Raw genomic sequence first — 14,690 nt, forward strand, 5'->3', positions numbered from 1 at the left:
GTCCGCATTAGGTACTGTTGCGCTGCTTTGTGGATGCGTGGTGGGTGAACCGTGAAGCAGAGACGCGCTATGCGGCGAACAGCAGATACAACCCACCAACAGTGAAGCCGACCATCGTGAGCAGAAGCGGGATCTGCCCGGTCACGAGGTGCTGCGGCGGAAGCACCTGGAGCGCCCGGATGTGGGCCGACCAGACTCCCAGCACGTGTCCGGTGATCACCGCGGCCACCTTGATGACGGCCAGCAGCGTGGCGTGGAAGGCGAAGAAGTAGGAGACCGGCAGGTCCGCGGTTCCGAACCAGTCGCTTCCGTTTCCGAGCGGATCCGAGGCGTTGCGCAGCGTTGCCAGCCCACTCTCCCAGAAGTAGCTGAGGTAGTGGGCCACGACGTAGCCGACGATGATCGGCACGAGCGAGGGCGCCAGCTCGGCGGGAAGCGCCCGACGAGGCACGTCACCGACGCCGGTCAGCATCGTCCCGGCGCAGTAGAACCCGGCCACGAGCAGCGGGAACGCGATCAGCGCGACGTTGCTGATCAGGTAGGCGGTGGCACCCGACATCTCCGGGTTCTGCACGAACTGCAGCCATGGTGGCGACTCCCGGTAGGAGTCGTAGACGATGGTGCCGAAGAGCACCGAGACGACCGCGACCAGGCCCGGAGTCGGGCGCAGGGTGTCCAGGTTGCCGAGCGGGGTCCGCAGGACCAGGTTGCCGGCCTGCGTACGTCCCCACACCGACAGCCGCGCGGTCAGCGACGAGTAGACCTCGAACGGGTCGCAGCGTTCCAGGAACTCCTCGCCGAAGAGCACGCCGCCGAGGATCATCACGGCCAGGTAGACGGCCAGCCAGAGGCGTACGGGGCCGAGGTAGTTGTTCTCCGGGTAGACCAGCTCGAGCCAGGCGAAGGCGAGCAGCGTGAACGCCGCCGGCCAGTAGCCGAGACGCTCGGGCAGTCGCAGCGGCGGATCGCCGGCACCGCGAAGCCAGGTCAGCCCGGCCACGATCGTGCGGGCCGGGCTGATCGCCCTCCAGACCCGTCCGAAGAGGAGCGAGAACGGGACGAGGCCGACCCACAGCCAGACGTACGTCATCCCGAAGATGGGGTTGTTGGCGTTGTCGGAGCCGGCGAAGGCGACCAGCACGAAGTAGGCGAAGATCAGCAGCCCGACGACGCGCCACAGTGCGGTCCAGGCGGCGGAGTCGACGACACGCCCGAGACGGGGCACCGGCCAGCCGCGTGGGTTCCGTACGCCCACCACCTGGCCCTCGGCGGCGCGCTTGGTGGTCAGCACCAGCAGCCCGAAGGAGACAAGGAGGGCGAGGACCGCGCCCGCGATGACGTACTCGAGCGGCAGTGGGAGGTCCTGACGACCGCCCACGCCGTGGGTGAGGATCACTTGACCTCGAGGGTGACGATGGTCTTGCCGAGGGTGTGTGACTCCACCTCGTACTGACCGGGGATCTCGAACGCGCCCAGGCTGATCCGCGTGGTGCCCACGCCGTAGGCGGCGGACTGCTCCGGGTCGGAGTGCACGTGGATCTCGCCGGCGGCGTCGGCGGTCACGTCGAGCTCGACTCCGTGGCCGACGGGGACGTCGATCTGGGTTCCGTGGGGGTCGACCGAGTCACCGGAGAAGTTGATCTCGACGACCACCGGGTCGCTGTCGTTGCTGGGCTCGGTGGCGACGTCGTTTCCGCAGGCTGTCGCGATGCACGCGATCCCGCAGATTGCTGCCACGACCGCGATGATCCGGGCCGTGAGGCGCATTGCTTCCCCGTTTCGTGGACTAAGTTCAAGCTGGCGCCTGCCACAATCGCACATGAACCAAAGAGGGGGCTGAGAGGGCATGAGTGATCGGCTGAAGGCACGGGACGTGGCCTTTCTGGACGGGGAGACGCTGTCCGTTCCGCACCAGGTGGCGAGCATCGAACTGATCGAGCCGAAGGCTGAGGGCTTCGACTACGGCGCCTTCCTCGAGCACGTCGAGGACCGGCTCTCCTTCGTGCCCCGCTACCGCCAACGGGTCCGTGTCGTTCCCGGTCGCATCGCCTACCCTGTCTGGGCGGACGACGACCGGTTCGACCTCACCTACCACGTACGCCGCTCCGCGCTGCCCCGTCCGGGCTCGATGGATCAGCTCCTCGATCTCGCCGGACGGATCGTCTCCCGGCCCCTTGACCGCTCCCGGCCGCTGTGGGAGCTGTACGTCATCGAGGGGCTGGCTGGTGACCGGGTCGCGCTGATCACCAAGACGCACCAGGCGCTGGTGGACGGCGCCGAGACCGTCGACCTGGTCCAGCTGCTGCTCGACGACAAGCCCGAGGTCGGGCCGGTCGTGCCCGACCTGTGGGAGCCGCCGGAGCCGCAGTCGAGCGCGCGCCTGGTAGCGGGCGCGGTCTTCGAGGCGGTCACCTCGGTCAGCGGCCTGACCGACACGGCGCGCAGCCTCGGCGGCTTCGCCCTGGGGCGGGTCACCGGTGTCGCCAAGGATGTCCAGAACGCGGGCACCGGCATCGCCCGGGCGCTCACCCGCCGGGCTCCGGAGCGGCCGACGCCGCTCAACGGGCCCCTCTCCCAGCAGCGGCTCGTCGTCACTCTGCAGGCCGATCTCGCCGACTTCCGCCGCATCCGGGACACCCACGGCGGCACCGTCAACGACGTCATCCTCGCCGCCGTCACCGGCGGCCTGCGCGACTGGCTGATGACCCGGCAGCAGTCCCTGGCCGGCGTACGCCAGGTGCCGGCGCTGGTGCCGGTCTCGGTGATCGACGAGGAGCTCGACCCGACCCAGCTCGGCTCCGCGGTGGCGCCCCACTTCGTGGTGCTCCCGGTCGCGGAGCCGTCGCCGGTGGTCCGTCTGCACCAGGTGTCCTACTCGTTCGAGCAGCACAACGCCCACGCTCGCACGGTCAGCGCGCAGCGGCTGGCCGGGATCAGCGGCTTCGCCCCGGCGACCTTCCACGTGGTCGGCTCCCGGGTGGCCGCCGAGAGCGAGCACGACTACCTGCTCTCGGTGTGCAACGTGCCCGGTCCGCAGGAGCCGCGCTATGCGGCCGGCTCCCGGCTGGTGGCCTCCTATCCGATCCATCCGCTGGCCGAGGGGCACACCCTCGCGATCGGGGTGACCTCCTACGACGGCCAGGTCTTCTTCGCGATCACCGCCGACCGCGACCTGGTGCCCGACGCGTCGCTGGTCGGACAGTGCATCAGCGAGGCCCTCGACGAGCTGCTCGACACCGCCTCCGGACGCCGCTTCCGCGCGCCCCGGGGTCTGCGCGTGGTCAAGAACTCGGGCGAGTGAGGCAGAATCCCACCGTGACCCGCATCTACGTACCCGCCACGCTCGAGCTCCTCGCTGACTGGTACGCCAAGGGGGAGCTGCCCGGCACCGCCGACGGCTACGCGGCCCCCGACGACAGCGAAGAGGCCGAGTACGCCGCCCTGATGAGCGCCGCCGACGACTCGGCGGCGCTCCTGGCAGGCCCGGGACGCAGGGTCGTGGTCGTCGTCGACGCTCCGGCCGCGCTGGGTGACCAGGTGGTGCCGCTCAAGCTCGTCGCTGCCGTCCACGCCGACCTGGCCGACCGGCCTGCCGACGCCGACCCCGACGAGGACCTGGGCTGGTTCGCGACCCAGGAGATCCCGCAGCTCATCGGGTGATCGACGCCGGCCCCGGCTCAGGCCGGGCTCACCTCTCGTTCCACCAGGTCTCGGTGTCGACGCCCTGGTAGGGCGGGACGGTGACGGTGCGGGCGCCGGCCTTGCCGCCGATGATCACGGTGCGGTGGCTGACGTTGTTGGACCGGGTGGTCTCGTAGAGATTGCCGTCCGGGTTGACGGTGACCTTGATCCGGTAGGTGCCGTTCTTGACCTTGGAGAGGTCGAAGGCCTGGGTCTGCGACTGGTCGTAGGTGTCGCCCCAGCCGGACGGCAGGCTCTCCCGCAGCCAGAGCGCGGACTTGGAGCCGCACGCCGACTCCAGGCCGGTCTGCCCCGGCCGCAGCGTCGCTCCGGGCACGGTCAGGTCCACCGGGTCGGTGGGCACCAGGCACCAGGACTGCTTGCCGCTGGTCGAGACGACCTTGTCCTTGGCGTCGACCAGCTCGTACTTCGCGAAGTCGAGGAAGTGCCAGTGGTTGTGCTCCGGCGCCTCGTGGAACTCCATGGTGCCGGTGCGCTTCATCCCGACCTGCTTACCGTCGCGGTAGAACATCTGATAGGCGTCCATCACCGGAGAAGTGCCGCGACGGAAGCCCTCGACGATCATCGGAGCCGGTCCGGCGTTCCACTCGTTGGCGGCGAAGTTGAGGCGATCGGTGCCGCCCTCGTCGACCGCGGTCGAGATCTGCCAGGCGGGCACGGAGACGAGGTCGGGCAGGCTGCTCTTCTTCGGCTTGCCGTGCGACGTACCTCCTGCGCCGCCGCCTAGCGGGAGTCGTCCGCGGCCGTCCTCGGCGCCGTCCATCGACTCTCGCGGCACCACGGTGCGTGCGCCCTGGTCCTCATCGACTCCATGGGCCGAGTGCGTGCTCATCTCGCCCTCGCCGTCGCCCTCACAGCCGCCCTCGGGGCACCCGTCGACGATGACCAGGTTCTGCTTGGCACTGCGGCTGGCCTTCGGCAGACCGAGGAAGTCGGCGACGGGCTTGCTGACGCTCATCGTCATGGTGAGTGCGGTCTCGCCCTTGGTCTCGAACTCGAGGTCGGAGACGGTCGGGACCGCCATGCCCCGCTCGATCCCGTACAGGACGCCCTTGGTGAACCAGTTGCCGCCGCAGAACTCCGGGTAGACCGGTCCGGTGGCGCCGTCGGTCTGCACCCGCTGCCGGTCGTAGCCGCCGGGGCACAGCGGTCGGCTCTCGTCGAGGATCACCTTGCCGGCCTTGTTCTTGAGGGTGACCCGAAGGCCGTCCTTGAAGCCCTTCATCCCGTCGACGATCGAGGCGGGTGCGGTCGTGGTCGTGCGCTTCTTGCCCCGGATGATGGTCTTGGTCAGCTTGACCGGCTTGTCGTAGGCCGTGTGGCTGGCGCGGAACTCGAAGGCCGCGTCATAGGCGGCCAGCCAGACCGACGGCTCCACGTACGCCACCCCGTCGTAGGACGCCACCTCGACGGTGTCGGCGGCGGCGACGAGCTTCAACGTTCCCTTGCCGGTGGTGCCGCTCGCGGCACCGTAGTTCGCCGTCACCGTCGTGGTGACGACGAGTGCAGCTGCGACCAGCCCGATGCCGGCTGAGACCAGCTGCCGGACGCGAGTGCGAGGTTTGACCATCGAGATCCCCTTATAACGGCCTTGGATCCTCCCGATCCGAGGCGCCGAGTGGCCGGCAATCTAGTGCCCGCCGCATATGGGGACGGTTGGTTTCCTGGTCTGGTTGCACCAGATCGGTGAGATCAGCGAGAAAGGTACGCCGCGCCGACCGCCTGCTCGAGGTCGAAGGCCTTGAGCATCAGCTCCTCGACGTACTCCTCGAGCTTGGCCCCGACCAGCGGCACGGGCACCTTGATGTTCAGTCGCACGCTCTCGGTGGTGCGTCCGTCGGACTCGGTCAGCGAGATGTTGCCGCGCAGGGTGGCCAGGCCGCCGGGGACGGTGATGTCGACGACGGCGACGGTGTCGGAGGACCAGACCTCGTTCTGATGAACGGTGAGGTCGCCGGAGACGATGCGCTTCGCGAAGGAGGGTACGCCGACTGTCGACTGCACCCGGTCGATCCGGACCTCCCGCGGCGCACCGCCGATGGTCACCCGGCGACGGAGCGCTCCCTGGGCGTCGGCGACCCGCTCGCGGAAGCCCGGATCAGCCAGCATCGCGGACACCTCGCCCATGCGGGCGTCGTAGACGAGCTCGTGCTGAAGGGTCGTCGTCATTGCCGAATCCTTTGGGCTCTTCTGCGGGTTGGGATGGGGGATGAGGAGGCTCAGGCGGCGAGCCAGCGGGTGCCTACCTCATGCTCCTTCTCGAGCGCCTTCTTGAAGATCGAGAGGATGAGATCCTCCAGCTTTCCGCTGACCAGGGGCACATTCACCGTAGCGGTCAGGGTGACCGTCTCGATGGTCTTCGTGCCGTTCTCGGCCACGCGTGCGACGCCGGAGAGCGAGCCCGGCTTGCCCGGAAGGGTGACCTTGAGGTCGCCGGAGGTGAAGTCGGCCGACCAGATTTCGTCCTGGTGCACCTCGATGGTGTCGCCGACGAACTTCTTCGCGAACCCGGGCACGCCGCTCACCTTCTGCTCGTAGCGGATGCTCACCGTCGAACCGGTGATCGCCACGCTCCTGGACAGCGCGTGCTGGGCGTCGCAGACCTGCTCGCGGAACGCCGCGTCGGCGAGCATCCCGGAGACGGCTGCGATCGGGGCGTCGTAGGCCAGATCGACCGACAGCTTTTTGCTCATAACCACACATCATGACGCCTAGTGCGGCCAGAGTCATCAGCGGAGCCGCCGAGAGAACGGACACATTCTGGGAGTATGCTCTTTACCCCCAGGCCTGCGGCAGGTCGTGAGCCTATGACTCACATCGGCGATTCCTTCGGATCCAGCCGCCTACTCGGAGCCCTCCCGGGATACCGTGACAGGTGTGTCAACGGAGACGCATATCAAACCTGTCCAAGCTCAGCAGAACGTCCTGCAGAACCGCCTGCCGAGCACCACCTACTTCCGCCACGTGGCTCCCGAGGAGCTCACCGGCCGCAGCGAGGCTGATCTCGCCGGCGCGGTGGGATCCCATCTGGCGCTGGCAGCGAGCCGCCCGCAGGGCACCGCCGCCGTGCGCATCCTCACCCCGACCACCGCCGCAGACGGTTGGTCCGCCGGAGGCCGCAGCGTCGTCGAGATCGTCGTCGACGACATGCCCTACCTCGTGGACTCGGTCAAGACCGAGCTCTACCGTCGTGGCCTCGACGTACATCTCGTCGTCCACCCCGTCATCGACGTCGCCCGTGACGTGACCGGTGCGCTCGAGGGGGTGAACGAAGGCGACATCAGCGAGTCCTGGATGCACATCGAGATCGACCGTCTCGCCCCCGACGCCGCCAAGGAGATCGTCTCGGGGCTAGAGGGAGTCCTCGAGGACGTACGCGAGGTCGTCGAGGACGAGCCGAGGCTGCACCGCCGGCTGGCAGAGATCGCGGCCGGCCTGCGCTACACCCCGCCCAACAGCGTGCCGCGCGAGGAGGCCTCCGAGGCCGCCGAGCTGCTGGCCTGGCTGGCCGAGGACCACTTCCTGCTGACCGGTTACCGCGAGTACCGCCTCGACGGCGACTACCTGCGCGGTCGCTCCGGCACCGGGCTGGGCATCCTGCGCGCCGACCCGCCGCAGGCCCCCGACCACGGCAAGATGCCGCCCAAGGTTGCTGCCCACGCCCGCGACAAGGTCATGCTCGTCCTGGCCAAGGCCAACTCACGCTCGACCGTCGGGGAGCCCGCCTACCTCGACCACGTCGGCATCAAGATCTTCAACGGCGCCGGTGAGGTGACGGGGGAGCACCGCTTCCTCGGCCTGTTCACCACGAAGGCGGCTCGCCAGTCGGTGACCCGGATCCCGGTCGTACGCGGCAAGGTCGCCGCGGTCCTCGACCACACCGGCTACGACGCCCGCAGCCACACCGGCAAGGCGATGCTCGACGCGATGGAGACCTACCCGCGCGAAGAGCTCTTCCACGCCTCCACCGAGGAGCTGATGGACCTCGCCGAGGCCGCGCTGGGAGCGATCGAGCGTCGCATCCTGCGGGTGGCCGTCCGCCCCGACACGTACGGCCGCTACGTCTCGGTGCTCGTCTCGCTCCCGCGTGACCGTTACAACACGACGGTCCGCGAGCGGTTCTCGAAGGTGCTCCTCGATGCCCTCGGCGGCACGGACCTGGAGTTCACCGTACGCATCAGCGAGTCGACCACCGCCCGGGTGCACTTCGTGGTCCACGGCACCACTGAGTCGCTGGGCAAGGCCCTGGATACCCCAGGGCTGGTCGACAGCCTCGAGTCGCGGCTGCGCAAGGCCGCGCGGAGCTGGCGCGACGACCTGGTCAGCGCAGTCATCGCCCATGCGGGCGAGGACGGCGCGGCCCGGCTCTCGCACGTGCTCGACGCGTTCCCGGAGGCCTACAAGGAGGACTTCGACGCCGACACCGGCGCCGCCGACCTGACCCGGCTCGAGATGCTCTCGCACCAGGGTGAGGCGGTCGACTTCTCCTTCTACAAGGACCCGGAGAGCGCCGGCGGCTTCCGGATCAAGATCTACCGCACCGGTGGCCCGCTCTCGCTGTCCCTGATGCTCCCGATCCTGTCCTCGTTCGGCTTCGAGGTCACCGACGAGCGGCCCTACGACCTCGAGGGCGTCGGCACGTCCGGGTCGGAGGAGTGGTTCATCTACGACTTCGGCCTCGCCTACGCCGGCACCCCGGTCGGCACGCCGACCCAGCTGGTCGCCGCGCTGCACCAGGCCTGGTCCGGCCGCAGCGAGGTCGACGGGCTGAACGCGCTCGTCCTGGCCGGTCTCGACCACGGTCAGGTGACGCTGTTGCGTGCCTACGGTCGCTACCTGCGTCAGGCCGGCACGCCCAACTCGTTCCAGACGATCGCGGGCGCGCTGTGCACCAACCCGGGCATCGCCCGGCAGATCGTGGAGCTGTTCGAGACCCGTTTCGACCCCTCGCTCACCACGCGTGACGAGACGAAGCGGGCCGAGGCGATCATCGAGGCTCTCGATGACGTCGCGAGCCTGGACCAGGACCGGATCCTGCGCAGCTACGTCACCACGATCCTGGCGACGACGCGGACGAACTACTACCGCGGGCGGAACTACCTCGCGCTCAAGTTCGACCCGCAACAGCTCCCCGACCTGCCGCTGCCGCGGCCGGCGTACGAGATCTTCGTCTACTCGCCCGATGTCGAGGGCGTGCACCTGCGCTTCGACGCCGTGGCCCGTGGCGGGCTGCGGTGGAGCGACCGGCGCGACGACTTCCGCACCGAGGTGCTCGGGCTGGCGAAGGCGCAGCAGGTCAAGAACACCGTGATCGTGCCGGGTGGCGCGAAGGGTGGCTTCGTCCCCAAGGGCGTGGCCGGTCCGGATGCGTACGTCACGTTCCTGCGTGGCCTGCTCGACGTCACCGACAATCGGGTGGACGGCGAGATCGTGCCGCCGGCCGACGTGGTGCGCCACGACCGCGACGACTCCTACCTGGTCGTCGCCGCCGACAAGGGCACTGCGACGTTCTCCGACCTGGCCAACTCGGTCGCGGCGGAGTACGACTTCTGGCTCGGCGACGCGTTCGCCTCCGGCGGCTCGGCGGGCTATGACCACAAGGCCATGGGCATCACCTCGCGTGGCGCCTGGGTCTCGGTGCAGCACCACTTCAAGCGGCTCGGCATCGACCCGCAGACCGACGAGATCACCGCGGTCGGCGTCGGGGACATGTCCGGTGATGTCTTCGGCAACGGCATGCTGCGCTCGGATCGCATCCGGCTCGTGGCCGCCTTCGACCACCGGCACATCTTCATCGACCCCACGCCCGACGCGGCGGTGGGTTTCCAGGAGCGGAAGCGTCTCTTCGAGATGCCTCGGTCCACCTGGGAGTCCTACGACACCTCACTGATCTCGGCAGGCGGCGGCGTGTGGTCGCGGCAGCTGAAGTGGGTGCCGATCAGCCCCGAGGTGCGACAGGCGCTCGGTCTGGCGACCGACGTCAAGCGGCTCACCCCGCAGGAGCTGATCAGCGCGATCCTGCGCGCGCCGGTCGACCTGCTGTGGAACGGCGGAATCGGGACGTACGTCAAGGCGTCCAGCGAGACCGACGCCGACGCCGGTGACCACGCCAACGACGGCGTCCGGGTGGACGCCGCCGAGCTGCGGGCACGGGTCGTCGGTGAGGGCGGAAACCTGGGCATCACCCAGGCCGGCCGCGTCGAGTTCGCCCGCAAGGGTGGGCTGATCAACACCGACGCGATCGACAACTCCGCCGGTGTCGACACCTCAGACCACGAGGTCAACCTCAAGATCCTGCTGGAGCGAGAGGTACGCGCGGGCTCGCTGACGCTGGCCGCGCGTGACGAGCTCCTCGAGGAGATGACCGACGAGGTCGCCGCGCTGGTGCTGGCCGACAACGAGGCTCACAACGTGACCCTGACCCGCGCGGTGGCCTCGGCCCCGCAGCTCCTGGAGGCTCACGAGCGCCAGATCGCGGAGTGGGTCACGGCCGGCCTGCTCGACCGCGACGTGGAGGGCCTACCCTCCGCGGCCGAGGTCGCGCGCCGTCTGGAGGCGGGGGAGGGCCTGACCGCCCCCGAGCTGGCTGTCGTGCTCGCCTGGACCAAGATCGAGCGCCGGCGCGAGCTGGTCGCCGAGGGCGTACCCGACCCCGCCGCGGACCCGGAGATGACGAAGCGCCTGGTGGCGTACTTCCCGACCGCGATCCGCGAGCGGTTCCCCGAGGCCATCCTGGATCACCCGCTGCGGTGGGAGATCTGGGCGACCTCGGCGGTCAACGAGGAGGTCAACCTCGCGTTCGGGAGGCTCGACGCGCCGTCACGGTGAGCACTGTGCCGGCGAGCAGGAGCGAGATGCCGAGCGCGGCGAACACCCACGACGGGCCGCCGGTATCGGGCAGCGAGCTCTGAGGTGAGGTTTCCGTCGGCGGTCCCGGGTTCGGGGCCGTCGGCGGATTCTCATTTCCGCCCGGGATCGGCATGTCGGTCGGGTCCGGTGTCGGTGTCGGATCCGGAGTCGGGTCCGGGGTCGGCGTCGGGTCCGGTGTCGGGGTGGGGTCCGGCGTAGGAGTCGGGTCCGGTGTCGGGCTCGGCGAGGGGACCTCGTCGACCCTGAAGTCCTGTCCGCCCCGGATCTCGCCGGCCGAGGTGATCGTGACCGTACGCGAGGCCTCACCCACGACGCGCATCCCATCGGGTGCGGTGACGGTGATGGTGTAGTCGCCGGGCGGAAGGTCCTCGACGAGGTAGGCGCCCGCGTCGTCGGTGGTGGCGGTCACCGGCCCGTCGGGCCCGTCGACGGTGATGGTGACCCCGGCGACCGGGTCTCCGGTGGAGGCGTCGGTGACCCGCCCGGCGATCGTGCCGGGGCGGGTGAGGTCGAAGTCGACCCCGGTCACGTCGGTCGTCGCCACGGTGACCGGCCGCGTGGTGGCGCCCGTGTAGCCCTCGGGCGCGTCGATCTCGGCGGTGTAGTCGCCGGGCGGCACCCCGTCCAGCGAGTAGTTGCCGTCGCCGTCGGTGACGGTGGTGATCGGGTCGCCGCCGCCGGCGGGGACCAGGCGCACCTGCACGCCGCCGAGCCCGCTGCCGCCGCCGGTCACGGTGCCCGAGACGCTGGCCAGCTGGTTGACCACGAAGTCCTGGTCGGTGACCGGGGTGTCGTCGATGGTGATGTCGGAGCGGGTCGTCCCGTCGGGGCCCGCGGTGTAGCCGTCGGGCACCGTCAGGGTCACCGAGTAGCCCGTGCCGACCGCGTTGTCGTCGAAGAGATAGCTGCCGTCGGTGCCGGTGGTCGTGGTCGCGGTGGTCCCGTCGGGCCGGTTGAGCGTCACGGTCGCGCCCGGGACCGGAGCACCGGCGTCGTCGCGTACGGTCCCGCTGATGGCCTGCGGGATCACCTGCCGCACCTCGAAGTCGGCCCGCGAGGCGGGGTCGCCGTCCTCGCCGCGGTTGCTCACGGTCGCCTCGGTCTGCCCGACCGTCGCACACCCGTCGGGCTGAGTCAGCCGGACGGTGTAGCCGTCCTGGGTGGCGAACTCGCCGAAGGAGTAGGTGCCGTCGGCGGCGGGGCTGGTGGTGGCCAGCGTCTCCCCGTAGGGCGAGACGAGGGTGAGCACCGAGCTCTCGACCGGGCAGGACCCGGAGGTGGACACGTCGGAGACCATGCCGCCGATCGGCCGCGCCCTGCTCACGAACCAGGTCTGGTAGACCGGGAACCCCGCCCGACGGGTGAAGACGAAGGTCAGGCTGGTGAGCCGGATGTCGGGCTCGTACCAGCCGCTGGCGCCGTTGGTGTCAGTGGCGGTCGGGTTGCCGGTCAACGTCGAGGTGGCCGGGTTCCAGGTCGGCTGGTCGGCGCCGCCGGCGTAGTTGAACGAACCCTGGAACCACGAGGAGATCTCCGCGGCCGGGACGGCCTCGCCGTTCTCGTCGGTCGCCTGGACCTGGACCTGGTCGGAGTCGACGTCACCGAGCACGAACGCCCAGCCGGTGTCGGGCGTGGGGTTCTCGAAGGCGTACGTCGTGGTCGAGGCGCCGGTCGGGGTGTCGGCCTTCGGGCGCAGGTTGATGTAGGCCGACCCGCGGCTCGAGCCGTACTTCGCTCCCGGAGGCGTGCTGGCGTCGAGGAACGTGCTCGCGCCGCTGGGAAGGGCGACGTTGGCCCGGGAGTCGCTGGCCATCTGGGCCACGGGGAAGCCCGTCGACCGCTGGGTCATCGTCGTGGAGTAGTCGTTGGACGTCCCCGAGATGGGCGCCCACTCGGCCCACAAGTCGGTCACGGCATGAGCCGGTCCCGGAGACAGCACCGTGACGAACACTCCGGCCAGAAGTGCCAACGCCAGACAGGCCCGGTTGAACATGGGAGGGGATCCTTTGCTTCCGAGGAGCAAAACGTTGCCTTGGGGGACTTTGAGAAGGTTAGCCCTGCGAAACCGGATTTTTACGCTCTGAAGCGCGTGTGTGGCCGAGGTTGTCGTCGTTCGAGCCCAGCCGCTGCCAGTCCGCAGGGCGCGGGATCGACCGCACCGAGCGGGCGAGCGTGGGGATGAGAGCGGCGAGAGCGACTAGCGCGGTGACCGCGAGGACGGCGGTGGTGCCGTCGGTGACGGCGAGCAGCGCCCCGGCCAGCGCGGGCGCGAGCGGGATCGAGAGCATCGAGACGAACTGGGCTGCCGACTGGACGCGCCCGACCAGCTCCGGAGGGGTGATCGCCATCCGGTACGCCGCGACGCCGGCGTTGCCTGCGGGGTTGAGGAAGAGCCCGACGGAGACGGCCAGGGCCATCACGGCGGGGTGTGTCCAGAACGCGAGAGGGATGGAGAGCGGCACGAAGCTCCACGCGACCAGGGCGGTGAGGCGGCCTGTCGGGATCCTGTCGATGAGCCAGGGAGCCACCAGCGCGCCGAGGATCCCGCATGCTCCGATCGCGGCCTCTGCCAACCCGATCTGCCAGGCCGGGAACCCGGCTTCGATCAGCCGCAGCAGGGCCATGAAGAAGAGCGCGTTGACGGCGAGGTTGGCGGCGGGCCCGAAGAAGAGCAGCGTACGCAGGAACGGCTGCCGCCAGCTGTAGCGCAGCCCTGCGACCAGGTCGGCCGATGCCTTCTCGCGAGGCGCGCGAGCGAGGACCGGCGGTGCCGAGAGGTCTGCCCGAACGCGCCCGAGGAGCAGCCAGCCGGCGGCGTACGCGATGGCGTTTCCGGCGAACGGCGCCCAGCGGGTGAAGCCGAGCAGCACGCCGCCGAGCGGCCCGCCGAGCAGGCCGGCGATGTGCTGGCGCGCCTGCTGCTGGGAGAGGGCGGTCGGGAGGTCGTCTGCCGCGACGACCGATCTGATCGCCGAGTTCTCGGCGGGGAGGAAGAGCCCGTTGAGCGCTCCGGTGAGGAGGGCGACGAGGAGCAGGTGAGGGAGGGTGAGCGAGCCGAGGATCCCGGCGATGGCCAGCGAGGCGTACAGGACGGTGCCCGAGCCGTGGGCGAACCGCATGATCCGCAGCCGGTGGCGGCGGTCGGCGATCACCCCGGCGGGCAGCAGCATCCCCACCATCCCGATGAGGTGGATCGCCTCGGCGGCGGCTGCCCAGAAGGCGGATCCGGTCATCGCGTAGGCGACCAGGGGCATCGCGAAGAGGCTCACCCGGGTCCCGAGCTCGGCGACGGTGGCACCGATCCACAGGGCGGTGAAGTCGTGGTTGCGGGCGAGCTCGCGGTAGGAGGGCATACCCGCACCATAGGGTGCGCAAGTTATGTTGCGCAATATGTCTTGCGGAATTCTGTAGACTGCGGCCATGGCTACGTACGACGACCCGCGGATCCTGCGGGCGATCGCCCACCCGACTCGCAACCGGGTGCTGCACGAGCTGTCGGCAGCGGGATCACTCCGCGCCGCGGATGTCGCGCAGCGCACCGGCATCCCGGCCAACCAGGCCAGCTTCCACCTCCGGCAGCTGGCGAAGTACGGCCTGGTGGAGGTCGACCCCGACGCCGGCCGGGACAAACGCGACCGTGTCTGGCGGCTCACCGACGACGACATCACCATCAGCCCCAGAGACATGGTCCAGCAGCCGGGAGGTGAGGCGGCGTACACGGTGTTCCAGCGCAGCTCTGTCGCCTGGGGCCACCATCTGGTCGACGAGGCCTTCAAGGTCCCTCCGGAGACCGAGGACGACCCCGCCAAGCGGTACGTGTCGGAGTCGTCCCTGCGGCTGACCAGCGACGAGGCCGTCCAGCTGCAGCAGGAGCTGACCCAGGTCGTCGCGCGCTACCGCGAGACCGGCCGCCAGCCATCCGGCGAGGAGCGGGACCTCTACTCGGTCTACCAGATCGTCCAGCCGATGCCGGACCTTGCCGGTGAGGTCGATCCGGAGGCAGCGACGTGAGTCATGTCTCAACGGCCGCCTCAGGCCTCCTCCTACTCGCGAGTCACCGAGAAGTTGGTTTAGCGTCCGAAGTCGCGCCCACCCCAGGACGCCAGTAGGGAGATAGA

Annotated in this window: 11 protein-coding genes; 4 read left to right on the forward strand and 7 right to left on the reverse strand. The window is 69.6% G+C overall.

Annotated features, from left to right (window positions below; genetic code table 11):
• Positions 1-67: 67 nt before the first annotated feature.
• The gene (locus AB0F44_RS05915; protein ID WP_357353580.1) at positions 68-1,396 is read right to left on the reverse strand and encodes a hypothetical protein; all 1,329 of its coding nucleotides are present in this window, start codon (positions 1,394-1,396) and stop codon (positions 68-70) included.
• Entirely contained in the window at positions 1,393-1,767 is a 375-nt protein-coding gene (locus AB0F44_RS05920; RefSeq protein ID WP_357353582.1) for a hypothetical protein, read from the reverse strand. The genes AB0F44_RS05915 and AB0F44_RS05920 overlap by 4 nt, the downstream gene beginning before the upstream one ends.
• A gap of 79 nt (positions 1,768-1,846) precedes the next feature.
• Between AB0F44_RS05920 and AB0F44_RS05925 the strand changes: the two genes are divergently transcribed.
• Together AB0F44_RS05925 and AB0F44_RS05930 are read left to right on the forward strand one after the other, a co-directional pair.
• A complete protein-coding gene (locus AB0F44_RS05925; RefSeq protein ID WP_357353584.1) occupies positions 1,847-3,301 on the forward strand; it encodes a wax ester/triacylglycerol synthase family O-acyltransferase in 1,455 nt (484 codons plus the stop codon).
• Between the two features lie 14 nt (positions 3,302-3,315).
• Entirely contained in the window at positions 3,316-3,660 is a 345-nt protein-coding gene (locus tag AB0F44_RS05930; protein WP_355018621.1) for a hypothetical protein, read from the forward strand.
• Positions 3,661-3,688: 28 nt separating this feature from the next.
• Here AB0F44_RS05930 and AB0F44_RS05935 read toward each other — a convergent pair whose 3' ends face one another.
• The 3 genes from AB0F44_RS05935 to AB0F44_RS05945 form a co-directional block, all read right to left on the reverse strand.
• On the reverse strand, positions 3,689-5,272 hold the full coding sequence (locus AB0F44_RS05935) for a lysyl oxidase family protein (protein ID WP_357353586.1): 1,584 nt from the start codon (positions 5,270-5,272) through the stop codon (positions 3,689-3,691).
• A gap of 122 nt (positions 5,273-5,394) precedes the next feature.
• Positions 5,395-5,871, reverse strand: coding sequence for a DUF2505 domain-containing protein (locus AB0F44_RS05940; protein ID WP_141803484.1), 477 nt, complete (start codon positions 5,869-5,871; stop codon positions 5,395-5,397).
• Between the two features lie 50 nt (positions 5,872-5,921).
• Entirely contained in the window at positions 5,922-6,395 is a 474-nt protein-coding gene (locus AB0F44_RS05945) for a DUF2505 domain-containing protein (RefSeq protein WP_357353588.1), read from the reverse strand.
• A gap of 184 nt (positions 6,396-6,579) precedes the next feature.
• On the opposite strand from AB0F44_RS05945, the gene AB0F44_RS05950 reads away from it, so the two are divergent.
• Positions 6,580-10,530, forward strand: coding sequence for an NAD-glutamate dehydrogenase (locus AB0F44_RS05950; RefSeq protein WP_357353591.1), 3,951 nt, complete (start codon positions 6,580-6,582; stop codon positions 10,528-10,530).
• On the opposite strand, the gene AB0F44_RS05955 is transcribed toward AB0F44_RS05950, so the two are convergent.
• Both AB0F44_RS05955 and AB0F44_RS05960 read right to left on the reverse strand, forming a co-directional pair.
• Positions 10,490-12,565, reverse strand: a complete 2,076-nt coding sequence (locus tag AB0F44_RS05955; protein WP_357353593.1) for a carboxypeptidase-like regulatory domain-containing protein — start codon at positions 12,563-12,565, stop codon at positions 10,490-10,492. The two genes, AB0F44_RS05950 and AB0F44_RS05955, sit on opposite strands and share 41 nt — an antisense overlap.
• Before the next feature lie 58 nt (positions 12,566-12,623).
• Positions 12,624-13,925 (reverse strand): MFS transporter, encoded by a 1,302-nt coding sequence (locus AB0F44_RS05960; RefSeq protein WP_357353595.1) that lies wholly within the window; start codon positions 13,923-13,925, stop codon positions 12,624-12,626.
• Positions 13,926-13,992: 67 nt separating this feature from the next.
• Between AB0F44_RS05960 and AB0F44_RS05965 the strand changes: the two genes are divergently transcribed.
• On the forward strand, positions 13,993-14,583 hold the full coding sequence (locus tag AB0F44_RS05965) for a helix-turn-helix domain-containing protein (protein ID WP_357353597.1): 591 nt from the start codon (positions 13,993-13,995) through the stop codon (positions 14,581-14,583).
• Positions 14,584-14,690 lie beyond the last annotated feature (107 nt).

This window comes from Nocardioides sp. NPDC023903 (assembly GCF_040639295.1).
Lineage (GTDB): Bacteria > Actinomycetota > Actinomycetes > Propionibacteriales > Nocardioidaceae > Nocardioides.